At 56.1% G+C, this 24,300-nt stretch carries 25 protein-coding genes and 1 pseudogene; 9 read left to right on the forward strand and 17 right to left on the reverse strand.

From position 1 onward, the window contains the following. Positions 1–334: 334 nt before the first annotated feature. From M017_RS0104530 to M017_RS0104540, 3 genes are all read right to left on the reverse strand, one after another. Entirely contained in the window at positions 335–2,428 is a 2,094-nt protein-coding gene (locus M017_RS0104530; RefSeq protein ID WP_155121237.1) for an RHS repeat domain-containing protein, read from the reverse strand. A gap of 326 nt (positions 2,429–2,754) precedes the next feature. Beyond that, positions 2,755–3,825: an RHS repeat-associated core domain-containing protein gene (locus M017_RS29880; RefSeq protein ID WP_272945384.1), complete on the reverse strand. Its 1,071-nt coding sequence runs from the start codon at positions 3,823–3,825 to the stop codon at positions 2,755–2,757. A 27-nt stretch (positions 3,826–3,852) separates the two neighbouring features. Further along, entirely contained in the window at positions 3,853–4,164 is a 312-nt protein-coding gene (locus M017_RS0104540; protein WP_031496145.1) for a tyrosine-type recombinase/integrase, read from the reverse strand. 460 nt (positions 4,165–4,624) lie between these two features. Here M017_RS0104540 and M017_RS0104545 point away from each other — a divergent pair, with 460 nt between their 5' ends. Next, positions 4,625–4,903, forward strand: coding sequence for a hypothetical protein (locus M017_RS0104545; protein WP_031496146.1), 279 nt, complete (start codon positions 4,625–4,627; stop codon positions 4,901–4,903). 20 nt (positions 4,904–4,923) lie between these two features. Here M017_RS0104545 and M017_RS30595 read toward each other — a convergent pair. Continuing rightward, positions 4,924–5,202: pseudogene (locus M017_RS30595) on the reverse strand (DUF6980 family protein). A gap of 71 nt (positions 5,203–5,273) precedes the next feature. On the opposite strand from M017_RS30595, the gene M017_RS29635 reads away from it, so the two are divergent. Further along, the gene (locus M017_RS29635) at positions 5,274–5,474 is read left to right on the forward strand and encodes a hypothetical protein (protein WP_031496148.1); all 201 of its coding nucleotides are present in this window, start codon (positions 5,274–5,276) and stop codon (positions 5,472–5,474) included. A 205-nt stretch (positions 5,475–5,679) separates the two neighbouring features. On the opposite strand, the gene M017_RS0104555 is transcribed toward M017_RS29635, so the two are convergent. Together M017_RS0104555 and M017_RS26290 are read right to left on the reverse strand one after the other, a co-directional pair. Then, a complete protein-coding gene (locus tag M017_RS0104555; RefSeq protein WP_238325811.1) occupies positions 5,680–6,735 on the reverse strand; it encodes an RHS repeat-associated core domain-containing protein in 1,056 nt (351 codons plus the stop codon). Between the two features lie 27 nt (positions 6,736–6,762). Next, a complete protein-coding gene (locus M017_RS26290) occupies positions 6,763–6,963 on the reverse strand; it encodes a hypothetical protein (RefSeq protein ID WP_051669511.1) in 201 nt (66 codons plus the stop codon). A gap of 70 nt (positions 6,964–7,033) precedes the next feature. On the opposite strand from M017_RS26290, the gene tnpA reads away from it, so the two are divergent. From tnpA to tnpC, 4 genes are all read left to right on the forward strand, one after another. Beyond that, positions 7,034–7,336, forward strand: coding sequence for an IS66 family insertion sequence element accessory protein TnpA (tnpA, locus tag M017_RS0104565; protein WP_031496151.1), 303 nt, complete (start codon positions 7,034–7,036; stop codon positions 7,334–7,336). A gap of 3 nt (positions 7,337–7,339) precedes the next feature. After that, positions 7,340–7,699, forward strand: coding sequence for an IS66 family insertion sequence element accessory protein TnpB (gene tnpB / locus M017_RS0104570; protein ID WP_031496152.1), 360 nt, complete (start codon positions 7,340–7,342; stop codon positions 7,697–7,699). Between the two features lie 66 nt (positions 7,700–7,765). Continuing rightward, a complete protein-coding gene (locus M017_RS30600; protein ID WP_080507499.1) occupies positions 7,766–8,650 on the forward strand; it encodes an IS66 family transposase in 885 nt (294 codons plus the stop codon). Positions 8,651–8,667: 17 nt separating this feature from the next. After that, on the forward strand, positions 8,668–9,291 hold the full coding sequence (tnpC, locus tag M017_RS30605) for an IS66 family transposase (protein ID WP_031496156.1): 624 nt from the start codon (positions 8,668–8,670) through the stop codon (positions 9,289–9,291). Between the two features lie 677 nt (positions 9,292–9,968). Here the strand turns inward: tnpC and M017_RS0104590 are convergent. The 3 genes from M017_RS0104590 to M017_RS28530 form a co-directional block, all read right to left on the reverse strand. Further along, a complete protein-coding gene (locus M017_RS0104590) occupies positions 9,969–10,199 on the reverse strand; it encodes a hypothetical protein (protein ID WP_031496158.1) in 231 nt (76 codons plus the stop codon). A gap of 550 nt (positions 10,200–10,749) precedes the next feature. Then, entirely contained in the window at positions 10,750–11,193 is a 444-nt protein-coding gene (locus tag M017_RS0104595; protein WP_155121239.1) for a hypothetical protein, read from the reverse strand. Then, positions 11,150–11,925, reverse strand: a protein-coding gene (locus tag M017_RS28530) for an IS5 family transposase (RefSeq protein WP_202901614.1) whose coding sequence is annotated in 2 segments (ribosomal slippage) — positions 11,150–11,586 and positions 11,586–11,925 — 777 coding nt in all. Because the reading frame shifts where the segments join, the coding sequence is not laid out codon by codon here. The genes M017_RS0104595 and M017_RS28530 overlap by 44 nt, the downstream gene beginning before the upstream one ends. A gap of 132 nt (positions 11,926–12,057) precedes the next feature. Here M017_RS28530 and M017_RS0104605 point away from each other — a divergent pair. After that, positions 12,058–12,585 carry an IS630 family transposase gene (locus M017_RS0104605; protein ID WP_051669512.1) on the forward strand — a complete coding sequence of 176 codons (528 nt, stop codon included), beginning with the start codon at positions 12,058–12,060 and terminating at the stop codon, positions 12,583–12,585. Beyond that, entirely contained in the window at positions 12,567–13,070 is a 504-nt protein-coding gene (locus tag M017_RS30610; RefSeq protein WP_080507451.1) for a transposase, read from the forward strand. Before M017_RS0104605 ends, M017_RS30610 begins: the two co-directional genes overlap by 19 nt. A gap of 745 nt (positions 13,071–13,815) precedes the next feature. Here M017_RS30610 and M017_RS30615 read toward each other — a convergent pair. The 7 genes from M017_RS30615 to M017_RS0104660 all read right to left on the reverse strand — a co-directional run bounded on the left by M017_RS30615 (position 13,816) and on the right by M017_RS0104660 (position 23,447). Next, the gene (locus M017_RS30615; protein WP_031496165.1) at positions 13,816–14,106 is read right to left on the reverse strand and encodes a transposase; all 291 of its coding nucleotides are present in this window, start codon (positions 14,104–14,106) and stop codon (positions 13,816–13,818) included. Positions 14,107–14,299: 193 nt separating this feature from the next. Beyond that, the gene (locus tag M017_RS0104630) at positions 14,300–14,809 is read right to left on the reverse strand and encodes a hypothetical protein (RefSeq protein ID WP_031496167.1); all 510 of its coding nucleotides are present in this window, start codon (positions 14,807–14,809) and stop codon (positions 14,300–14,302) included. 69 nt (positions 14,810–14,878) lie between these two features. After that, complete coding sequence (locus tag M017_RS0104635; protein WP_155121240.1) at positions 14,879–17,227, reverse strand: RHS repeat domain-containing protein; 2,349 nt, start codon at positions 17,225–17,227, stop codon at positions 14,879–14,881. A gap of 38 nt (positions 17,228–17,265) precedes the next feature. Beyond that, entirely contained in the window at positions 17,266–17,754 is a 489-nt protein-coding gene (locus tag M017_RS0104640; protein WP_031496170.1) for a hypothetical protein, read from the reverse strand. A gap of 586 nt (positions 17,755–18,340) precedes the next feature. Next, entirely contained in the window at positions 18,341–19,354 is a 1,014-nt protein-coding gene (locus M017_RS0104650; RefSeq protein WP_031496173.1) for an RHS repeat-associated core domain-containing protein, read from the reverse strand. A 38-nt stretch (positions 19,355–19,392) separates the two neighbouring features. Beyond that, on the reverse strand, positions 19,393–20,448 hold the full coding sequence (gene xerC / locus M017_RS0104655) for a site-specific tyrosine recombinase XerC (RefSeq protein ID WP_080507501.1): 1,056 nt from the start codon (positions 20,446–20,448) through the stop codon (positions 19,393–19,395). Then, complete coding sequence (locus tag M017_RS0104660; RefSeq protein WP_080507502.1) at positions 20,448–23,447, reverse strand: DNA primase; 3,000 nt, start codon at positions 23,445–23,447, stop codon at positions 20,448–20,450. The genes xerC and M017_RS0104660 overlap by 1 nt, the downstream gene beginning before the upstream one ends. A gap of 142 nt (positions 23,448–23,589) precedes the next feature. Here M017_RS0104660 and M017_RS0104665 point away from each other — a divergent pair, with 142 nt between their 5' ends. Further along, entirely contained in the window at positions 23,590–23,961 is a 372-nt protein-coding gene (locus tag M017_RS0104665; RefSeq protein ID WP_031496178.1) for a helix-turn-helix domain-containing protein, read from the forward strand. 75 nt (positions 23,962–24,036) lie between these two features. Here M017_RS0104665 and M017_RS26295 read toward each other — a convergent pair whose 3' ends face one another. Next, the gene (locus M017_RS26295) at positions 24,037–24,261 is read right to left on the reverse strand and encodes a hypothetical protein (RefSeq protein ID WP_035957672.1); all 225 of its coding nucleotides are present in this window, start codon (positions 24,259–24,261) and stop codon (positions 24,037–24,039) included. Between the last annotated feature and the right edge of the window lie 39 nt (positions 24,262–24,300).

Below are 24,300 nucleotides of genomic sequence, written 5' to 3' on the forward strand. Positions count from 1 at the left end.
GGAACCAAGATTTAGTGATCTCCTCCACTTCTACCATTCCCATGCCGCCTACCCCAAGCCCACAACAGCAGAACCGACAAGAGAAGTATCTCAACTCCAAATCCTACGATTAGCACGACATCATAGATACCCGATTGAACTGCCGTTGGCGTCAACTTTTCACCGCGGAATACCATGAAATTCAGGGCATCAGCGAGCCAGATTGAAACCGGATCAAAGGTGAGACCCCAAAGCGCCCACCGACTCTGATCTAACTGGAAGAAGCCCCAACAAATGAATCTGATCCCTGTGGCCAATAATGAGAACGCGACGGCAGGCCTCAACACCGACTTCTTCATGGATGATTCCGACGACGTGCATTCTTGGGCCCAAGCGGCCCATATGTTCTCTCACGCGCTGAGTTTTCCCAACCGGAAGCCTCAAGGTTAGATCTTGAACCGGTCCTTCCATTCATGCTTCCCCAAGCATGACCAAACTCGTGCCAGGTGGCTATGCCGAGCGTCATTGGTCGAATCTCCCAACCTTCCTTGTTTCCTTCGAATTGCATCACTCCAAAGACTGTCTTGCGCAGACGGCTATCGGCTATCGACATTTGATTCGGATTAACAAGAATCCTGGTATTTTCTGAATTGGTCCAATTCCCAGCGAGAGCTTCCCCTGGAAATGCCGTCACTCCGCCCCCATAAGAGGAAAGATCTTTGTCAGTGAGCGCAAACTCCGTCACCTTTGCATCGTTTACCATATTACAAAACTTGTTTTCCAAACTGTCTTTCCCTCCTATATTCATAAATTCTCCAAGGTCCCCGCCTATTTTCACAAAATAGCGAGTAACACCATTTTTATCCTTCTCTGAGCCAATGGAGACTCGTGACTTCGCCTCTTTCCGAAGATTACTCGTAAGTGCTTCCAGCCCTTTCTGACGCTCTTCTTCAGTATCACCATGTATTTGGATGCGCTGTCCGGTTGGATCAACAAACAGTTGTGGATTGTTACGAGCGTACGAATAAAGGTTCCAGCTTTGCGGGTCTTCGACATGCTGATCCACCAGCGGCACATCCGGACTCCCAAACCGCCCCTGTCCAGCCATCAAGTACCTGGCCCCAAAGTAATCGAGCCCCGTCTCCGCATCCCGTTCCTTGGCGGTAAACTTCTGCGCCGGATCGCCCACTCCCGAGTACCCGGCAACTCCAGTCCGCTGGATCTCTCCCCCAAAAGGCTCATAATCCACACGCTGCGTCACCGTCCCCGTCTGGTCGAACCACGCCCGCGTACTCCCCAGATGATCCGTCACCGGATACAGCGTCTTGCCAGCATTCACATTCGTGTAGCCAGTCGCAAACTCCGCAGCCACCCCTCCATCGAGCCCATACACATACCAAACCGTCTTCCCATCCGCCACAGACTTCACACGCTGCCCATCTCCGTTATAGAGATAGCTCCCGTAGATCTTCTCCGTCCCTGGCGTCACAACAGAATCTCCCTTCGCCTCCGTCATATGTCCCTCAGGATCATAGACCGCAACCGAACTCGTATCTCCAACGTTCCACTGCTTCTGCCGGCCGCTTGCATCATAAGCAACATCCTTCAAGCGATTGTTCACCACTCCGCCGCTCTGCAAATACCAATTCGAAGTCGCCTGCGCCAACCCAAGCGCCAAGCCGGACTTTGAAGGCGTCCAGCCATTGCCAAACTGATCGTAGGCATATTGCACACACCACCGGCCACCCACCGTCGAACAACTCGCCGTACCCAGCGGGTCTTCATTGCTGCTGTCTTCCGCCGCGCCAATCAACCGATACAACCCGTCATACGCATAGCGTACGCCAAAGGTATCGATCCCCGTCTCCACATACTGCTTCGTCAGATTCCCAACATTCTTTGTCTCCGGGAACTGGTTCGTCATCTTCCAGAAGCGACCCGCTTCCTGCGCGTTCTTCCGGAAATCGGCCGTCAGCATCTGCCCCAGCGGATTGTAGCTCCGCTTCTCCTCCACACGCTCCGCGCCACTCCCATTCCAGGTCTCGGTTACCAGCGCTCCGTTCGCTCCGTAGCTCATGCCGCTCAGGTAGGTCCGGGCTGCACTGCTCACCTGCGATGGCCGTCCCGCGCCCGTATAGGCAACATTCACCTGACGGCCACTCGGATACACAATGCTCTTCACCGCGCCACTGGCGGAGTACTCATAGCTCAGCGACTGCTCGGCAAGTCCAGCCACGGTCTGCTTCAGAGAGCTCACACGTCCCAGCGCATCCACCGCCGCATAGTTCGTCGAACCCCACGCGCCGCCGCTCCCGGTCTTCATCCCCTTGACCGCATCCGTTCGTCCCGCAGGCATCGTACACGCCGATCCGTTCCAGAGCTTGCCGTCGTAACAATACGTCGTGTTCAGCGTGCCGCTATCGAGTGGCCCCGCGGTTCGACACGACACCGGCACTGGAACTGACGGTCACCCATCCCTCTCTCGGATCGAAGTAGAGCGATGGGGTGTGCTACTCAGTTGATTTTCTCTACCATTAACCCGGAGGGCAAGCTCGGTTAACAGGAAAACCCCAGTAAATACAACTCCGACGAGTGAGATGACTCCAATCACTCCGATCGGAATCCTTTGCGCCCTAGTAGTCCTTATAATCGGCGTCTTTCCCCAGGTAATTGCCATTAGGAGCAATACACCAACTAATACACCCGATGAACAGTAAAGCCAACGTCGCAACCCAAGCCGCAGTTTCTCAAAGCGAGGATCGCGATCAGGACTTATCACTGCAATACCTCACAACTGCCCCCGGCATAACACACCCGTCCCATTGGTTTCTTTTCCGGCTCCTTCTGTGGATCAATCCACCACGCCCACATCCACTTGCTTATCTCGGCAGGAACGCCACCAGCGATACTTCCAGCAGCTGAGTTGCCGGCAACCTTCCATTGGGCATAGATCTTGGCCGCCTGTATCCTAGCTGCTCTCATTGACCGCCGATGAGCGAACCGAAGCAAGGCAATTTCTCTCTGCACATTTGGGATCGGAACCAGTTTGTCCACAAGCTTGCCTCCAGGCAACGAGAGGAACCCACCGGTGAAGGCGTCGGCCCCCATACTCTTAAGTTCCGTCACATTATCGGCTGGCTGCTCATATCCTAATGCCTCGTCCAAGCGTCGCCGAGCGAAGCCGCCAATGACACTTGTCGACGTATTTACGGCCACTACTTCAGCGGTGACAGCAGCAGTTCCAGTCGCGGCCCCAATACCCAAGGTAACCCCTGCCAAGCCGCCGGCAAGCGCACCTCCTCCCGCCGCAGTAGCTACTTTTCCCCAACTCGTTATATTCCCATCACGTATATACTGCTTCACCGCCTCCGTCCCCCCTCCTACGAGCGCGCTGCCTGCGGCGCCGAAGGCACCAGTAATTAGAGGGATTGGAACATTTCCATCTGGATCCACATGGTTCAACGGCCTACTATTTACATACGTATAGACGTTCCAACTCTGAGAATCGAACAACGAGGCTCCGGCGCTTTGGGCATCCGGACTCCCAAACCGCCCCAGCCCCGCCATCAAATATCTGGCCCCAAAGTAATCCAGCCCCGTCTCGGCATCCCGTTCCTTGCCGGAACAACAAGGTCTGGTGCCGGAATCGTACAAGCAAACGTGGAACCCGGTCGCAGTGTTGGAGATAGCCAGCGTCGGGCCTGGGCGGGAGGTTGGGCGTAGAGCTTGAAGGCCAAGATGCGGTTTTTCGGCTACGAGTGGCGTGGGTGGGATGTTCGCAAAGGCGGGAAGACAGACGGCGGCTAAAAGAAGAACGTGCGCCGTTGCGTTAGCCGCCTGGATCACCGCGGCCCATTTTATCGTGTGGATGAGTCAGGAAGCAGCTTCCGGGTCTTCGTCGTCTTCGGCGTCGAGCGCAGCGAACACGTCGGCGGCATCCTGGCTGGCCGGATTCGTTGGTCGCCGATCCTTCGACCGTTGCGCCGGATGCGTGGCCCGATCGATTTCCTGAAGCTGGCGGATCGCCACATGCGTGTAAATCCGCGTCGTCTTCAGATCAGCATGACCGAGCATCGCCTGGATGAAGCGTGTGTCTGCGCCGCCTTCGAGCATCAACGTCGCCATCGTGTGCCGGAGCATGTGGCACGATCCCTGCTTCTTGATCTGCGCCGCCTTCACGTACATGCTGACGAGTGTTCGGTGAGGTAGTCCACGGCGACGCATCCTCAGCACCGCCCAAAGAATGACTGCTTCTACATATCAACGTGGACTTCGGTTCATGTCCTCCACGGCCGGGAGCAATCGACGGCAGCGTGGGCAAAGGACGGCTCTACTGTGGGACGCAAACGAAGAGCCAGGGCGCTGCTCAATCGGGATGCCCAAGTCTGCCGCTGGCTGAGACCACCAGCGTTAAGTAGCCGAGACCTCTGACCACTCAGACGATCAGAGGAGAGCGATGGGCCAGTACGCATGTCCTTTCGAGTCTCTATGCCGAGTTCCTTGAGGACTCGTGCCAGCATAGAGACTCTAAACCAACCGCATGACACCTAACATAAGAATCCCGAAGGGTCGTGAGCGAAGCGAACGACTTCTCAAGCCAACATCTTTTGCGTACCTGGAATGGTAAATAGCAGCAGGAACCAACATGGACTCATTGCTCACCAACCTCGCCAACGAACTCCTCGTCCAGGACATCGCCGAACCAAGCGCCGTTCTCGGCCCTCTTTCCGATGATGAACTTCAAACTTTTGATGACGCCGTGCGCGAACAGTTCGCCCTGGCGCTCCTCAGCGGCGCTCACGAAAATTCCGAGTGGTCCAACGGCAAACTCGTGATCGCTGGCAGCCGAGGCAACATCCATCTCCTGCAAGCCGCCTTCTACGCTGTCATGCTCGAAGTCCAGAGACGTGGTGCTGTGGCGTGATCTCAGAGAGCCAATCACCCTCACTTGGCTATATACCACCGATCATCGGTAAACTCCAATGGGATTTCATCGCCATAAGGGTCTATGCCGAGTCGTTCCAAACTGTCGAACCAATCATCACGCAAGCTATCAGGCAACTTCTGTCAGCACCAAGGGCAGAAGGCGATTCTAAGATGGCTGCTTCCCCCATCGAGTACTCGGACTCCGTATTCTCGAAATTTCTGGATCAAATCCACTGGAATGGTCGGATCAGCAATGGCGTTCTCCATCGCCAAGCAGCACAGACTAGTCCCGCTCATATGGTGATACTCCTGCCCGGGACTGCGGGTTTTGTCATCGTCCCTGTATTCGGATCGGCGCTCACGAAAATTTGGACTGGTTCAACGGCAAGCTCGTCATCGACGCCAACCACGGCCCCATCCATCTCCTGCAAGCCGCCTTCTATGCGGTGAAGCTCGAAGTGCAGCGACGGGATGCTGTGGTCAGCCTAATAGCTGTCGCCCATGCAACGCAAACGTTCAGTTCTCCCGACCCTCCGGACTTGACTCGCCGGAACTCTCTTCGGCGCTAAGGTCCAGTAGATCAAGGGCGTAGAGCTTCGCTGAGGGGTGCAGCCGATCAAGCAAGCACTTGGTGTGGCAATACAACTCCTGATCATGCTGCATATCCGGTGTTCCGTCGATACACGTTGTATAGAGAATCGACCCCACGTCGGGGGCTTTCGATTCGACAGTAAGGCCGCAAAAGCAGCACTGATATCGATGCAGCGCCATGGCTTAGTGCCACCCGTAATTCTGACCCAGTCGCCGAATTTCGCCAGCGGTCTTGTTTTTCATCACGGTAACAATTCCACCCTCACCCTCAACCACGACGTTGTACCGACCGGACGCCAGTTTCTTCACATAGGCAGTTGCCCCATCAGATTGCGTGTAGGCTTGGCCTGTTTTGGCTTCGGCGATCTCAGCCGGAGACATGTTCCGCCCCGAGATGCGCTCCTCGCCGTGCTGAGTATTTCCACCGTTTCCTTGGCCCGAACCTGTCGAACACAGAATCAACCCACCGAACCCACCGATCGCTCCGCCGAGAACGGTCCCACCAGCAGCACCACCCGGAATGGTGGTAGTGACGGCAAGTCCACCCGCCAAGCCCAAGGTTCCCAATCCGCCACCTGCCCAGAAGCCAATGGAGGCTCCTAGTCCCGTATAGCCAGCGGTACAGATCGGATTCTTTGGTCTGCTGAACCAGTCGGCAACTGGCTGGACCAACTCCTGCATCTTTTGAGCAATCTGAACAGTAGTAGTCAGCAGCGGAAGAATCAACGGGCCAATCGGCGATGAGTTGGTTCCAACCTTCGGTGCCGTGGCAGTCGCAACGGCACAGATGTTTCCATTCTCCGGATTTACCCCATTCACACACGGTTCATGCCCATCGGGATCGACGTAGAGTAGCGGGTTGTTAAAACCGTAGCTGTAGAGATTCCAACTCTGCGGGTTGCCGAAGTCGGCGAAGACCAGTGGTTCATCAGGACTTGTGAAGCGTCCTTGCGCCCCACTGAAGTAACGAGCCTCCATGAAGTCCAACCCGGTTTCGGCATCCCGCTCCTTGCCGGTACTACGGGATCTTCTGGCTTCGTCACACAAGCATCTGGCTATCCCCGGTGCGATCAACGCGTTAGCTACGGACTCGGCCCGGTGCGATGCCAGCGCAAAGCTGACGGACCCCAGATGCGGTTTTTCGACTACGAACGCCGTGCGTGGGATGTTCGCAAAGACGGGAATGCAGACGGCGGCTAAAAGAAGAAGTTTCGCCGTTGCTTTAGCCGCCTGGATCACTGCGGCCCATTTTATCGTGTGGATGAGTCAGGAAGCAGCTTCCGGGTCTTCGTCGTCTTCGGCGTCGAGCGCAGCGAACACGTCGGCGGCATCCTGGCTGGCCGGATTCGTTGGTCGCCGATCCTTCGACCGTTGCCCCGGATGCGTGGCCCGATGGATTTCCTGAAGCTGACGGATCGCCACATGCGTGTAAATCTGCGTCGTCTTCAGATCAGCACGGCCGAGCATCGCCTGGATGAAGGTATCCGTCAGACGAGCCCATCTTTCTTCCTGCTTCGCGTCGTGATTGTCTGGAGCAATGAAGAGTGGGCAGGTAGGATATGCGGGCTTGGGTGTGGCGCGGAAGTACCGAGACAGTGGCCAGTCCCGAGCGGAGTTTTGCCGAGAACATGAGATCCCGCTGACGACTCTCGATTATTATCTGCGGCGCGATCGCGCCAAGCCAAAGCAAGAACTGGTCGCGGTGGAAGTGGTCTCCGAGGACAAGGCAGCCGCAAGCGACTTCGTCCTGGTGTTGGCGACGGGCCGCCGATTGGAGATCGCCGCGAACTTCGACGAAGCTGGTCTCGAACGTCTGCTGACGCTCCTGGAACGGTGTTGATCCGTGTTCGGCTTGGGGCCTGCTACGAAGGTCTTTGTCGCGACCGGCGCCACCGACATGCGCAAAGGCTTCGAGGGGCTCCATGGTCTGGTGCGGGACGAGTTGGATCGTGATCCGTTGAGCGGACATGTATTTCTATTTGCCAACAAGATGCGAACCCGGCTCAAGATTCTGTTCTGGGATGGGAGCGGACTGTGGGTGTGCGCCAAGCGCCTGGAGAAGGGACGTTTCCACTGGCCAGAGGCCTCCGCAGGAGCCAGTGTCACGATGCGCCAGGAGCAACTGACGATGTTGCTGAACGGTATCGACCTCACCCGATCCAGGACTCGCCGAGGCTGGTTGTCCAAGCCATTTGTCGCTTAAAAAGACACGATAAAAGGAAGACAAGAAGGAGCGCTCCGCAGTATTCTGTTACTTACAGACGCACACATGTCTCAGTTAGTCACAGCAGGGCTCGACGCCATCGATCTCGGCCATTTAAGGCGAGAGTTAAAGCGCTTGACGATCGAGAACGAGCTGCTGCGAGAGAAGCTGCGACTGGCGCGGATCCTCAAGTATGGCCCCTCCAGCGAGAAGCTGAACGATGCGCAGTTGCTGCTGCTCGAAGGCGAGCCCGGGGTGAGCCAGGAGGAGGTCCTCGCCGAGTCCACACGAGAGGCCATGCCCTCCGAGATGCCGGTGGAGAAGCCACGACCTGCGGGGACGCATCCCGGTCGCCAGAGCCTGCCCGCCAGTCTGCCGCGAGTCGAACGGATCCTGAGCGCCAAGCCTGAGGAATGTGCCTGCAAGGACTGTGGGGCCGAGACGAAAGTGATTGGCTACGACGAAAGCGAACAGCTGGATCTTGAGCCTGCACGATACTTTGTGCTGGTCACCAAGCGCGAGAAGCGAGCCTGCGGACGCTGCGCGGGGAGTGTACAGACGTCCTCTCTTCCCGCTCGCATTCTGGACAAGAGCCTGGTGAGTGATCGGGTGATCCTCGATACAGTCGTCTCGAAGTACAGTGATCATTTGCCGCTGTATCGGCAAAGCGCGATCCTGTTGCGCGAAGCCGGGATTGAGATCAGCCGGGCGACGATGGATGGCTGGGTGATGCGGGTCGGAGAGATGCTGCTGCCCGTTGTCGAAAGGATGCGGATCGACTTACTCAGTGGAACTTATATTCAGGCGGATGAAACGCCAGTCGATGTACAAGTCAGCAATGGAACGGGATCAAATCATCAGGCTTATTTATGGCAATATGGCAAGCCGGGAGAAGAGACCGTATTCGACTTCCGGATGGGGCGAGGGCGCGAGGGTCGAAGAAGTTTCTAAGTCAGTTTGAGGGGATTTTGCAGACCGATGGTTATGCGGCTTATGAGCGCGTGGGCGGGGTCAAGATGGTGCGTGCGGCTTGCTGGGCGCATGCGCGACGGAAGTTTGTGGAAGCTTTGAAGTTGAGTCCGAAGGATGCTGTTGCGGCACGCCTGGTGGCGGCGATGAATGAGCTGTTCGCGATTGATGCACAAGCGCGGGAGCTGAGTTGTGAGGAGCGGCATCGCTTGCGGCAGCAGAGGTCAGCGCCGTTGTTGGGGAGTCTGCGCGAGGAGTTGAAGAGGCTGCAGCGCGAACTGTTGCCTGCCAGTGCGTTGGGCAAAGCGGTGTCTTATACGTTGACGCTTTGGGCGAAGTTAGTCTGCTTCCTCGATCACCCGGAGTTAGAGTTGTCCAACAACATCGCGGAGAACTCGATGCGGGGCATTGCGCTGGGGCGTAAGAACTGGATCCATGTCGGCAGTGAAAAGGCTGGACCGAAGGTGGCCGCGATCTTATCGGTCATCGAGTCTTGCCGCAGGATGGGCGTGCCCGCCCGTGCTTATCTGGCCGAAATTCTGCCAGGGTTGAATGATCTCAAAGTCAAAGAGGTCGCTGAGAGAACGCCTGCCGCCTGGGTCAAACGCAACCGTCCAGATTGAGGGTGGGTTGCTCGGACGGATACGATGTACCGGGACCGGGCGGGAGCCGAGAACCTATTGGACGAACTCAAGAACCAGTGGGGCTGGACGGGCTTCTCAACCCAGGACTTGAAGCGAAGCCAGTTGATGGCTCGGATCGTGGCGCTGGTTTACAACTGGTGGAGCATCTTCACCCGGATGGGCACGGGCGCGAGTCATGTCGAGGCGATCACGACAAGGCCGTTGTTCCAACGGCCGTGGTGCGGCGATCGAGGCATGCCAACCAGACAAAGCTCAGTATCGCCAGCATCCATGCCAAAGCACGGCAAGCAGCGAAGTTACTCGACCGAATCAGCCAGTGGCTGCGTCAATTTACCAGACCTGCGGAGCAGTTGCCACAGGGACTCCGGTGGGGTGAAATGCTCACCCGCATCTTTGCTGAGCTCGGGCAGTTTCCCATTGGTGAGAAGGCACAAACACTGCGCTCGTGTCTGTCAACTGCCGGATTTAGGTTCATCGCTCCGCCACGACAGCCATCCGACATAGTTCATCAGCGCGAATGCGATAATTAGGCTAACGATAGACTGGCGGTCAAACGTCAGGCGTCCCGTCCACCATAGGCCAACCACGCTCATTACATTAAAAAGAAGAAACCGTAGCCACAGAGGATAGGATTTCGTGAACCACGTCATGGGCAGCTATCTCCGATCGGTTGGCATGGCGGTTTTTAGGGACGGGTCAGGCTGTCCCCATCCCCGCACCGTCGCGCAACTGGCCGTTCCCAGCGGGTCTTCATTGCTCCTGTTTTCCGCGGCGCCAATCAACCGATGCAACCCGTCATACGCATAGCGGACGCCAAAGGTATCAATGCCTGTCTCCACATACTGCTTCGTCATCTTCCAGAAACGGCCGGCTTCCTGCGCATTCACTTCCCCTTACGCACAAACCGGATTTCAACAGGTTCACCACAACTGCGCGGGAGTACGCCGTCGTGGTCCCGAAACTTCTCCAGCAGTTGGGGACTCAGCATCACTGTATGCCGACAGTTCCGTCCCCATTCCACCACGAACTCAACTTGATGAAATCGTGGCTTGGACCACGGCAACAATGTATATGTACCTTGGTACCATCCCCTCGGCTGAACTGCTCTTGCAGGGACCTCCAGTCGCAGACTAGGTTCCCGGCATTCCACCGTTTCCCCAGAAGTGAGCCAGGCCCCGAATGCATGATCAGGGTAGGGATAATCGATCCACTGCCATTGGTATCGCACTTCCACCAATTTAGGAGGCACATCACCAACGAAACGCCATGTGAGTGAAGGCACCGGGAAGGGCTTACCGTGGATAATAGGTACGCCCATTCGTTTATTTATACTATCGTCTGCCTTCGAAACAAACTCGCAACGCTGGCCGAGACAATTGGCGACAATAATAATTGTCATTAAGAATACAAACCCTGGTATCTTATTATCCATCACGGTTACTTCCGATTGAATTTCCCATCTGGACTCGGCGTAATACCTACTTTAGGATCAGCGATCAGAATCTTCCGAACTATATTCTGATCGGTCGTCGTGCCGGATATCAGATTCCACACGACTTCACCCGTATGCACGACCCCACCAATAAGCGCCGCCGCAGGATTCCGAGCCTTGAGATTCCCGATGTCAATGTCGATATCAGCGTACTGCCCTTGGAAGGACAACTGAATATTGCCGAACGGACCATCAGGACTCTTGTAGCTACTACTGAAAGGTCCGTGGCCGGCTGCAGATGCGAAGCCGCCTCCTGCCTTGATTCCACTTTCCAAGCCACCTGAAACTTGAGCAAAAAGACGGTCATCAGCGAATTGCCCACTCTTTCCAGCCCTAGAAGCGGTCTCATAAACGTCTGAGTAAGATTTGTAAGCAGCCGAGGCGAACAAATCCGATGAAGTTTTCGACGTGGTACTCCCAACGAGTGACCAGGCGACGAAAGTGATGAAGCCATGCGAAGAGCCGTTCGACGCGCCAGCGGCGGCGGTAACGGCGCAATGGCCGTCCATCCTGAGTCTTGCTCCGGTTGCGCCGATTCGGCTCGATCATTTCGATGTCGTACTCCTGGGCAAGCTTTTCTTCAAGCTTGTCTGAGTCGTAGGCGTTGTCTCCGATGAGTCGCTTGGGTATTTCATCGAGGAAGCTTCCGGCCAGAACGTCTTCCACAAGCTGACACTCGGCCGGCGAAGCGCTGTCGACAGCAACGGCGAGAGGAAGACTGTCACCAGTGGCGAGAGCGATGATCTTCGTGCCCTTGCCGCGACGGGTGGGACCAATGGCGAGGCCCCCTTTTTTGCGCTCGCGAATGTGGCATCAACGAACGCTTCTTCCAGATTCAACTGGCCTCGCTCATGTAAGTAGCGGGCCAACACTCTCAGCGTCTCTTCCAGCTTTCCGCTGCGCACCCACTGTTGAAAACGTCGGTGACAGGTCTGGTATGGCGGATATCTTTCTGGTAGTTCACGCCACTGCGGCCCACTCCCTAAAACCCACAGCACCCCGTTCAATACGCATCGAGTATCGTGCCACGGCCTGCCACGCTGATCCGCTCGGCGCTGCGGACGCAACACCGGCTCCACGACTTCCCATTGGTCGTCCTTTAAGTCCCATCGTCCACGCATACACTTCCGCGCAATTCACCAGAGCTCTTCCAGATTCCCATATTCCGCTCTCTATGGGTTTATGAGACCCTTCTATTGATAATCACATAATATAGCGGAACACATTGACTTCTGTCGGGTTCTAATCTGTCTATGGGAAACCCGCGTGGAGTGGCTCGCGATTTCGATGCCTTGGAAGTGCGGAGGATGAGAGCACTGGCATTGATGCGAGAGGGTTTCAACAACAGTCAGATCGGCCATGAGTTAATGGTCGCCAACCAGACGGTGAGCCGCTGGCGCAAGGAATATAGCGAAGGTGGCAGGAAGGCTCTCGAGCAGGCTGGACGCGCTGGCCGGAAGCCTTTGCTGGCGGACAAACAGGCAAAGCTTCTGACGAACAAGTTGCTGGCGGGGCCGGAAAAACTCGGCTATGAAACGCCGTTGTGGACCTGCCAGCGGGTAGCCGATTTGATCGAGCAGGAATTTCAGATTCGCTACCATCCGGGCCACGTCTGGCGCATTCTGCGCGCCTTGGGCTGGAGTCCTCAACGGCCAGTGGGACGTGCGCTCGAACGCGATGAGAAGGCCATTCGCGAGTGGAAACAGGTGACTTGGCCCAACGCTAAAAAAAAGCCCAGGAAGAAGGCCGCACCATTGTCTTCATTGACGAAAGCGGACTAACGCAGAAGCCTCATCGATGCCGCACCTGGGCTCCGCGCGGCCAGACACCTATTCTGTTCCATCACTTCAACTGGAAGAACCTCTCGCTCATCGCAGGACTGAGCCGCTGGAATCTTCACTTTGAAATGTTCAGCGAAACGATCAAGAGTCCGCACATTGTGATCTTCCTCGGAAAACTACTTCGGGTCATCCCAGGCAAGATCCTGATCGTATGGGACGGACTGGCTGCTCATCGCAGCAAGTTCGTTCAGGATTTCATCGCAAGTTGTGATGGCCGCATCCAGACTCTTCGGCTTCCAGCTTACGCTCCCGAACTGAATCCCGTCGAATATATCTGGGCTCATCTCAAGCAGCACGAACTCCCGAATATCTGCGCCAAAGATCTCTGGCAACTCGGTGAAATGGCCAGAACTAAACTCAAGCGCATGCGCCGAAGAAAGCATCTACTCGTTGCTTGCTGGAAGCAGTCTTCTCTATGCTTCTGAATCCGCTATATTCCGCGAGACTCAATAGAGCCGCCTGGAAAACATCAACCCCACATTGGCGACGAGTAACAGCGTTACACCGCTGACAGGCAATATCATAGGAGGAATTTCATTGAAGTAACAGAAGACTAATCCCCCTAATATTGACGTGTTGATTAAAATGGCCTTCTTCTGAAAATTCATTGCGTACCGTTCTTTTTTAAGCTCTTCAACGACAGCCACGCGACAACGTTCATGACCCCGAGGACAACACTTGAGCTAAAGATAGAATGGAAGTTACATGTCAATTGCCCCCTCCACCATAGACAAAACAAGCTCACTACATTAAAAATTATAAACCTTAGCCACGGTGGATAATCAACCCAAGTAAACCACCTCATGGGCAGCTATCTCCGATCGGCAGGCATGGCGGTTTTTGGGGAATCGCTGGCGCAGGTGCTGGCTTCGTGTATGCGGTAGGTTTATTCACTAGCTCCGCCCCGGACAACACAGTTCTAGCCGCGTCGCCGGCCGTTGCTGCATTGGCAAGGGCCGCCTGTGGCTTCACGGCGAGTTGAGCTGCATTGGCCAGTGTCGCAACTGCCGATCCTGCATCAGCATTTCCGGTCACAGCCGTCTTAACAAGAGCAGGAATATTACTGACACTATCGAGATTCTGGGAAAGGGGACGGCCTGAACCGTCACAGCGCACTTTTTCGCAAGTTTCCATCGTCACAACCTTCCACAAACGCTTCCTTGAATAGCCCTAGTGATTTCTATCCGCCACGTCCACCTCTTCCTGAACTCGGAGCGGGCTCAATTTAGCTCGCCAACGGTCCTCCGGAATGCTCAGAAACCCATCTTGAGAGTCTCGACGGCTTCGCCTCGCAACTTTCACAAATCTCCTAAGGAACGGGTCAGGCTGTCCCCATTCCCCGGCATACACCGTGTGCTTGCTCACGCCCATCTCCCGGCCTACTTCTTCTGCCTTGCGTCCCGCCTCTACTTGCTTTACCGCGCCAATGATCTGCGCTTCCGTATACTTCGATACGCTCATCCGCTTTCTCCTTGTCTTCGTCCGATCTTCGGATTCTAAAGTGCGCTGGGAACGGGGGGAAGGTCAATGGCAAGTTGGTGATCGACGCCAACCACGGCAACATCCATCTCACCCAAGCCGCCTTCTACGCCGTGAAGCTCGAAGTGCGGCGACGTAGCTCTCTGGTGGCCGCTGCTGCGTAGAAAGCTCTCTTTCAATGCGACTGTATGCTGATGATTGATTCACCCGCACAGTTCGCCTTGAACACAGCGAAACGACTCTTAAGCTTGGCTGCTTCTTTGGGCGTGATCGTCGCACGTGTTGTACATCCCCCAAGTTGGATCACAACACCGATTCCTGTGAACGTCGGTTTTTTCGTGAACGGAAACCGATTGTACTTCCCGTCATACCATCCCCGGGGCCGCACCTCAAACTCAGGGATTTCCAACTCAGCGGACGGCGGCTCACACTCGACAAGATCACTCGCTTCGGACCATGTTCCCCAAGAGTGCTCTGGATAGGGATACTCAAGCCAACGCCAACCGTAGGCAACGGACACTTTTGTCGGCGTCAGTTGTTGTCCTGATTTGGAATCAACAAAACGAAGGTGGAAAGCAGGGATTGCCACGGAAGCGGCGAAGATCACCGCCGCTCCCGGAGGATTGCCACCCTTCCCGAAGATGCCGTTTTCTTCTGCCCTGACCGTCACACGGCAGATTGCCATTGCATTGGCTCCACATACGGACCCAGCCAACAACAGACCTATCAACCGAATGGCTAGTTGCATGACCGCCTACTTCCGGTTCCACTTTGGATCGGGGCTGGGCGTTATCATCACGCTGGGGTTCGCCATCAGAATCTTTCTAACGGCGTCCTGACTGGTGGTCGTGTTGGTGATCTTGTTTTGAAGCACCTCTCCGATGTGGATCAGCGGCCCCATAGGGTTCTTCGACGCCATGTTCCCAAGGTCGATATCAATATCCGCACCTCTCCTACTTTCATTGAAGGAGAACTGGATATTGCCCCGCACATCCGCCACGTTCTTGTAGCTGATGGCGTTGTATGGCTCATGATCGCCAGCACTCACCGAAGTAAAGGCGGACGATCCAGCCAAGGCCCCGGCCAACCCTTGACCCACGTTGGCATACAGGCGGTCGGCCTTCACTTCCGTAAGCCCGGAAACTTGACTGAGAGCCGTTCCCCCACCTTCAAGCGTGATGGAGCCGAGCTTGTCGGTGATGTTTATGAAAGCGTTCTGGAGGGCTTCGCCATTCTTTTGCTGCCCGAGCGCACTCCATAACTTCTCACCGGAAAGAGTCTCCTTGCCGACCTTCACCGACGAGTTTTCCAGAATCCTGCGCTGGTCATCGTTCAAACATGTGCGCTCAATGGCATCGCAGGAGTATGGAGCCGCAGGAAATAGTCCCAGCGGATCGATGTACTTCAAGGGGTTGTTCCCCACGTATGAATATCGATTCCAGCTTTGCGGATCAGCCGCTGAAGCACTGGCCATCAACGGATCCGGACTCCCAAACCGCCCCTGTCCAGCCATCAAGTACCTGGCTCCAAAGTAATCGAGCCCCGTCTCCTGATCCCGTTCCTTGCCCGTAAACTTCTGCGCCGGATCGCCCACTCCCGAGTACCCGGCAACTCCAGTCCGCTGGATCTCTCCTCCAAAAGGCTCATAATCCACACGCTGTGTCACCGTCCCCGTCTGGTCGAACCACGCCCGCGTACTCCCCAGATGATCCGTCACCGGATACAAAGTCTTGCCAGCATTCCCATTCGTAGAGCCAGTCGCAAACTCCGCTGCCACCCCTCCATCGAGCCCATACACATACCAAACCGTCTTCCCATCCGCCACAGACTTCACACGCTGCCCATCTCCGTTATAGAGATAGCTCCCGTAGATCTTCTCCGTCCCTGGCGTCACAACAGAGTCACCCTTCGCCTCCGTCATATGCCCCTCAGGATCATAGACCGCAACCGAACTCGTATCCCCGACCTTCCACTGGATCTGCCGACCGCTATAGTCATATGCAACATCCTTCAAGCGGTTGTTCACCACCCCGCTGCTCTGCAGGTACCAATTCGAGCTCGCCTGCGCCAACCCAAGCGCCAACCCGGACTTTGAAGGCGTCCAGCCATTGCCGAACTGATCGTAGGCATACTGCACACACCAGCGCCCACCCACCGTCGCGCAACTCGCCGTCCCCAGTAGGGTTTCGTTGCTGCTATCTTCCGCAGCACCAATCAGACGATACAACCCGTCATACGCATAGCGTACGCCAAAAGTGTCGATCCCCGTCTCCACATACTGCTTCGTCAGATTCCCAACATTCTTCGTCTCCGGATACTGGTTCGTCATCTTCCAGAAGCGACCCGCTTCCTGCGCGTTTTTCCGGAAATCGGCCGTCAGCATCTGCCCCAGCGGATTGTAGGTACGCTTCTCTTCCACACGCTCCGCGCCACTTCCATTCCAGGTCTCGGTTACCAGCGCTCCGTTCGCTCCATAGCTCATGCCGCTCAGGTAGGTCCGGGCTGCACTGCTCACCTGCGATGGCCGCCCCGCGCCCGTATAGGCAACATTCACCTGACGGCCACTCGGATACACAATGCTCTTCACCGCGCCACTGGCGGAGTACTCATAGCTCAGCGACTGCTCGGCAAGTCCAGCCACGGTCTGCTTCAGAGAGCTCACACGTCCCAGCGCATCCACCGCCGCATAGTTCGTCGAACCCCACGCGCCGCCGCTCCCGGTCTTCATCCCCTTGACCGCATCCGTTCGTCCCGCAGGCATCGTACACGCCGATCCGTTCCAGAGCTTGCCGTCGTAACAATACGTCGTGTTCAGCGTGCCGCTATAGCTCTTTGTCGCCAGGCGTCGCGCCGCATCGTAGGCATAGTTCACCACCTGCCCCGATGCGTTGGTCTTCGTCTTCATCTGGCCATCCACCCAGTAGGTGTAACTCTCCGTTCCGCTTTCCGGATTCGTGACACTGCCCAGCCGGCCGAGAGAATCATAAGCAAATAGACGGTTCTGAGTCTTCGTGCCGCTGTAGCTTGTCGAGTCCTGCTGCTCCACCTCCACCAGATGGTCGCGACCGTCATACCAATAAAGATGTGAAAATATGGCGTTCACGCCTTGGGAATCAAAGTAAGTCTTTAAACAACTCTTACTCAAAAACCAAATCGCCACCACCTAGGGTTCCGATCTTCCCTCACAGCAACGGCGCTGGGGCCATCCTCGGGCCAATTGAACACCATCGGCGTAAACGCGATATTTCTAAACGCCGATCCCTTCTCTATCAATTGAGAAGCAGCACGATACTCTGCCCCGTACTGAGCAATAGCCCGTATATCAGTCTCCGCCTTTCCGTTTTCTACTTCTCTGCGGGCGAACTCCGTGATTTCGGTCCAAACCAGATCGCTGCTCAGTTCGTGCTCCCTCAGCTTGCCATCTGCCAAGAGTCGATGATACACGCTCGGAAACGTCGCCCCACTACCGCCGAAAAGAATCCGACAATACACCATCGGAATAAACTCAACAAGGCGAGCAGCTAACCTCTTCTCTATTCCTTGCTGAACAAGTATTTCTAATAAGTTTTCATCATTGAGAGAGGGGAACTCACGCAACAACCTTACAGCCTCGCCGATTTGATAATTCATCTAACTATTGCTCCGGGAACATGGATTGACCGTTGGTGCACTTGTCAAATGGTTGCTTATTGCGAGGTCGGATGCCTTGAGTGTGGCGTACATTCTTCAAGTCCGACCCTTGATTTGCCAACTGATTCGCGGTAGAACATTCAAAACAGTTCCCAACTCTCCCCTTTACACCAGCGACCGAAGAACCTATGCCACCCAAAGGAGCCGCTCTTTCAGCAACCATAATTCACTTCATCAAGCTGTACCCATTCCTACATCGCATAAGTCAACCAAAGCACAATCAACCATAGAGCAGCGATATATGCACCTGCAATCAGATACCACCCAGAAGCTTTTTTCCGAATCGAAATAACACCGACTGTCAGATTTATAAGCATATTCAGCGATTCAATGAACAATCTCGACTGAGAGTAGTGTTCTCCAAGAAATATGCTCGGATTCATGAGCGCAGCCAGAAACCAGCAATAGCTTAGCGAAAGGATGAATGATAATAGCGTCTCAGTCCCACTTTTCCTCCGAATCCAAGTGCGCACCAACAAGACTGCGGGGCCTAATCCGATAACCGCCATTACTCCTGCGAGAAAGCTCATCTTGGCGAAACTCTCGGGATCGACTGATTGCGGCAACAAAGATCAGCAGGATTTCCAGATTCCTTTTGCTGGAGCAGAGTGGTCGGCTTTCCACTTTGGTCATAGCGGTAGATTTCTATTGAGGGGTACGCAGTGCGTGTGCCTCCGGGATCGAGTCCAACTTTTCCGTCGGGAGTAAAGACAAACTTGACGTCCGTTTTGATCGTGTCTGAGATTGCAACCTTACTGATGTACGGAAGGCTCGCGATGCCATTTAATGCTTCGTTGTAGATAGCGAAGTGATGGTTTCCTTGTTTATCCGTCGTTGTAGGAGAAACGGATGTACTTGATGTTCCCTTAGCAGCCAACGTCGGTGATAGCTTCCCAAGCTCGTCAGGAACAACCAAGACTTCGCTCACTCCTGGATCATCCTTTACGACACGAACCCCACCCGTTTTCGGGTTTAACGCCAGCTGAAGTTCCTGGCGGTAGGTTGCCTTGGGATCGTTGGGAGCTGGGCCGCGGTTGTCACCTTCACCAATGACCCCAATCTTCGGGGCAGCAATGTATAGGTCGATACAAACTCCCATTTCTCCGGCTTGGAGCGGTGGCCCGCTACACATTCCATTCGGGTCCACAAATCGTAGTGGATTGTTGTACGTGTAGGCATATCGATTCCAACTTTGACCATTCTGGGGATTGCCAGATTCCATCAACGGATCCGCACTCCCAAACCGCCCCAGCCCCGCCATCAAGTACCTGGCTCCAAAGTAATCGAGCCCCGTCTCCTGATCCCGTTCCTTGCCCGAACAACAAGGTCTGGTGCCGGAATCGTACAAGCATCCTGCGATCCCCGGTGCGTTCATGGGGTTAGCAGCGGACTCGGCCCGGTGCGAGACCAGCGCAAAGCTGGCGACCCCCAGATGCGGTTTTTCGGCTACGAGTGGCGTGCGTGGGATGTTCGCAAGAGCGGGAAGGCAGACGGCGGCTAAAACAAAAAGCTGCGCCGTTGCTTTAGCCGCCTGGATCACTGCGGCCCATTTTACCGTGCGGGGTTGGGTGGATGTGTTTACAGTTCGGGTTCTTCGTCGTTCTCAGCATCGAGCGCAGCGAACACGTCGGCGGCATCCGGGCTGGCCGGATTGGTCGGTGGCCGATCCTTCGACAGTTGCGCCGGATGCGTGGCCCGGTGGATTTCCTGAAGCTGCCGGATCGCCACATGCGTGTAAATCTGCGTCGTCTTCAGATCAGCGTGGCCGAGCATCGCCTGGATGAAGCGTGTGTCTGCGCCGCCTTCGAGCATCAGCGTTGCCATCGTGTGCCGGAACATATGGCACGATCCCTGCTTGTCGATCTGCGCCGCCTTGACGTACATGCTCACGAGTTCGGTGAGATAGTCCAGCGCAAACGGTTCGCCGACATTCGACAGGAAGACGAAGTGTTCATCCGGTTCGCTCACCAGTTGCGTGCGGGATTCATCCAGGTATTTGCGTACCCAAGCCGCTGCACGATCACCCAACGGGATCATGCGATCCTTCTTGCCCTTGCCCTGGCGGATCGTCAGCGTCGAGCGTTCGAGATCAAGGTCCCACAGCTTCAGTTGCGCCAGTTCCAGACGCCGTATTCCAGTCGAGTAAAACGTCTCCAGGATGGCTCGATCACGCAGCCCAAGAGGATCGTGGATGTCCGTCTGCAACATGATCTGCTCGACTTCCGCCGCCGACAGCACGGCCTTGGGCAAGCGTTGCGCCAGCCTGGGCAGTTCCAGTTCGCTGGCCGGATTGTGCAGGATGTGATGATTCCTTGCCATCCACCGGAACCACACTCGCAACGGCACCAGACGGTCATGCTGTGCGTTGAAGCCGAGCGGCTGGCCGTTCTTTTTTCGATAGTGGAACACGTAGCGCTGATAGGCTTCGAGCACCGTGCGGGTCACTTCCACAGGCTCGGTGATGCCACGGTCGGCCACCCATTCGAGGAAGAAGCCGATATGCACACGCCGCCCTTTGATCGTGTACTCGGAGTAATTTTTCGTGAGCAGGTCTTCGAGATGTTTTTCCATCAGCAGCGCCAACGGTGTGGTGGGCCGCTCGGCAGGTTTGCGAGGCTTGCGGACACGAGCCATCAGCGGACCCCTGCATGGTTATGGCGATGTGCGGCTACGACCGGATTTTCATCGATCTCCACAGAAGTGCTGTTTTCGTGATTTGGTGCAAAAACACCATTTGAGCCAGTATCCATGCGGGTTTCAGCGCTCCGCCACCCCTCCGTCACCCCACCGTTTTGGCCCCGTTTTGACCCCGCTAACTGGCCTTCCGGGTCCGTCAGGTTGGAATCGTACACATCGATCAGGCCGGGAATGTGCGGCTTCGATGTGTTGTCGCCACGCTCGAAGACAAGCTCATAAACAAAGCTCTGGCCCCGGCCACCACGATGCGCCAGCAGGTATTCCATCTCCTGCAAGCGGTCCATGTGGATGCGGACCTGCGTGGCGCTCCAGCCTGTGTGATGGCGCACGTCACGGCGGCTAAAACGAAAATCATTTCGCTCGATCTTTAGCTGCTGGCATTGCGCCGTCACCATCTCGTCGATCAGCAGTAGCATCCGCCGTGTCTCCGGTCGCAGTTCATCGAGCGAACGGCCCATCGCCTCCGACACCAAACGATTGGCGATAGCGATGTCACCCGGCGTGACTTCGATGTATTCGAGCGTCTTGCCACGCCACGTTGTTGTCCTTACAGACCGTTGGTGTTGATGCAGAAGCGCCACCGCACGAATGAGCGTGAGGTACTTCATGTGATCCCGCCGAGTGCGTGTCAGGCTGTCGGGGAAGGTGAGTTCTTTGGCGTAAGGATTCACGACGGCGATGGGCTTCAGCAGCCGTTGGGCGTTCTGGTGCAGCCGGATCAGTTCCCGCCGCTCCTGCCGCTTCATCAAGCCTTCGAGCGTCTGGGCTTCTCTTTGCAAACGATGGATCGCTTGCGTCTGCTCCCGATCCGCATTCACCGAAAGCACCAGACAACGGTTCAACAGTTCCTCGTCGATGTCGATGGCTGTGGTCGTGAGGAACATCATCACCGGACCTTCGACCCGATATTGCTGCGTGACGAGTTTGCCTGTCGCCGGGTCTTTTCCTGTCGATGCAATGGTGAGCACGCCTTCACTTTGCAGCAGCTTCAGTGCATACGATGCTCTCGATGCGCCTTCCTCTTCCACGATGGCGAGGACCTTGTGTTTCAGGTCCATCTCGCCCATGTAGTAGAGTGATTGCCCCGTCATGGCCGAGTATTGGATGCGCTCTTCTTCCGGCACGAACGCCAGCACCATGTCCATCAGCGACGATTTGCCAGCAGCCGATGAAGACTGCACCACCACGGCCAGCGGCGATTCCAGGTGCCGGGAGATGACGGCCAGATAGCCGATGAGCTTGTTCGATTCCTCACCCACCAAACCGCACTTGGCGAAGTCGTCGAGGATGCGGTCGAGCAGCTTCGGATCACGCAACAGCGCCAGCGCCTCGGTGCGGTCTTCTTCGCTCATCTGGGCTTCCTGCGGAGCGGCTTCGAGGGTTTTGCGTATCTGCTCGTCTCGCAGTTCTTCGAGCTTCAGAAACACCCGGCCCAGGTCTTTGCGGAGGATGTCTTCTTTCAGTCCAAGCTCTTCGGCGGCACGCTTGAGGAACGCAGCACGTTGACGGTCGGCGTAAAGATCGAGCGTATCGACATGGAACTCATCCTGCCTCGACACCAGCACGTTGACCTTCATCAGATCGTGGCTGAGGTTCTTGCCCAGGCCACGGATGCGGAAACGGCGGTCACCATGCCGCATCACGATTTCATCGTTGGCCGCAGAGACCGAGACCACTTCGATATCGACTTCCGCCGCCATTGAGATCACTGGCGCTGGCGCTTCGTTGACGATGGGAGCGGCTAATGGTATTGGCTCCACTGGCGCTTCCGGCGTGGGTTCCGGCGCACTCGTTTTTTCCTTAGCCGCTGGCTTCTTCTTCACCGCTCCCCACCATTCAGCCTTGTTCAACAACACGGCAAGACTCTGCTCGGCTGGCGTCACCTTCCTGGCGTATTCATTGGCGTCCATGCCTTTCGGGAACAGCACCCGGTGCGACGTGATGCCGAGTTTGTCGAGTTCTTCTTTTAGCCGCTCTGCCGCTGCATCTCCAGCTTCATCCCGGTCGTAGGCGATCCATACGCTACGAGTGCCATGCTTCTGGAATGCGGCCCGGTGATCGTCGGTGAAGCCGTTGACGCCATACGAGCACGTCACGTTGCGGAACCCGGCGCACCAGAACGTCAAGGTGTCGATGATCGATTCGCACAGGATGATTTCCTTCGAGACCACCAGCGCCTCTTCGTTGAACACACCACGATGCGGCCCCGGCAGATACAGGTGCAGCGGCGTTCCCTCACGCAGACCTGGCGTGATCTTGCGCCCATACATGCCGAGCACTTCACCAGCCAGCGAGAAGACCGGAAACACCACCGATCCGTTCATGTGCTCGTGGCCGCTCTCGGCACGCAGGATGCCCAACCGCTGCAAGCGCCCACGCAGATCGGCCCCGGCCTTGCGGTTCTTGTCGGGCAGCGTCAGGCCGAGCTTGCGGTTGGCAAAGCCCAGTTTGAAGTGGCCGACCATCTCCGCATTTGTCAGGCCACGAGATTCCAGATACCGCAACGCTTCCGGCGATTCCTTCAGCGTCTTGTGATAAAACTCGACCACGCTCAACAACGTCTGCTGCTCGTCGGCATCAGTCGTGACCGGAGATTCTAGCTTCGCCGTCGTACCTTTCTTCACCACATGAACTTCGCCAGCAGCTAAAGAAGGATGATCGGCCTTGAGCAGTTCCACGGCGTGCCGGAAGCTCACGCCCTGCGTCCGCATGACCCAATCGATGGCCGAGCCGCCGATGTTGCATTTGCCCAGGCAGTGCCACAGATTCGTCTTCGGCGAGACCACCAGCGATGGCGTCTTGTCGTCGTGAAACGGACACCGCCCGATCAGTTCCGCCCCATGCCGCTTCAGTTCCACGCCAAAGCTCGTGACCAAGCGCTCCACGCTGATCTCGTTCTTCAACCGCTGGATTTCATCATCGGGGATACGTGCCATCGAAAACGGCCTCCTTCCAAAAACCTGTCAAGAGGGGGAAGCAAAATAGTTACGCTTCACAGAATAGCGTATGATACCGTAGGATACAAGAAGCCACGTTTTTCGCCTTTACACTGGCTCTGGTATGCCTCGTGCTTCGAGATTGAAACTTGATCCCATCGACCTGGGCGGCGAGACCATCGGCCAGCGCCTCGCTCGTCTCCGCAAGGAGCGTGGCTTTACTCAGGTGGAGTTGGCCGAGAAGACTGGACTCGTGCAAACACTCGTCACTGACTACGAGTGCGACCGCTTGCGCCTTTCGGCAGAGATGGCGATCCGCTTCGCTCAGGGCTTGGGCGTGACGATGGACGATCTGCTGCAACCTGCTGGCTCCAAGGTTGCCCGGAAGCCTTCCCGCAAGGTTCTACGCCGTCTGGAGTTGATTGAGAGCCTTCCTGATCGGCAACAGGAAACACTCTTACGGACGATTGATACTTTTCTGGAAGCTGCGGCTCTGAAGTCGGCCAGGAGGTAGCGCCGCATTTTCCCGACCGAGCAACAGGCCCGGTCGATCTATAGACGCTTCGGGATGGGTACCCTTTTTCGGGATTTACTGTGGTTTCTTCAACCAGTCCCGCAACAGCGACTCGACCAGGGCGCTGAACTCGCCGCCTTGCTCGAACAACCGGGCCTTTACCTTGTTCCGCACGTCCTGATGAACGTACACGCTCATCTGCTTGTACGCCGGGTCGCTGTGCTTGGCTCGTGGTCTGCCGACTGTCTTCTTCACCGGGACAGCGGCTTTCTTTACAGCCTTGACTGGTGCTTTCGCCATCCCTCCGAGCTTATCAGGAATCCGCCATTCTGCGTACCT

The sequence above is a fragment of the Bryobacter aggregatus MPL3 genome (assembly GCF_000702445.1).
Classification (GTDB): Bacteria; Acidobacteriota; Terriglobia; order Bryobacterales; family Bryobacteraceae; genus Bryobacter; species Bryobacter aggregatus.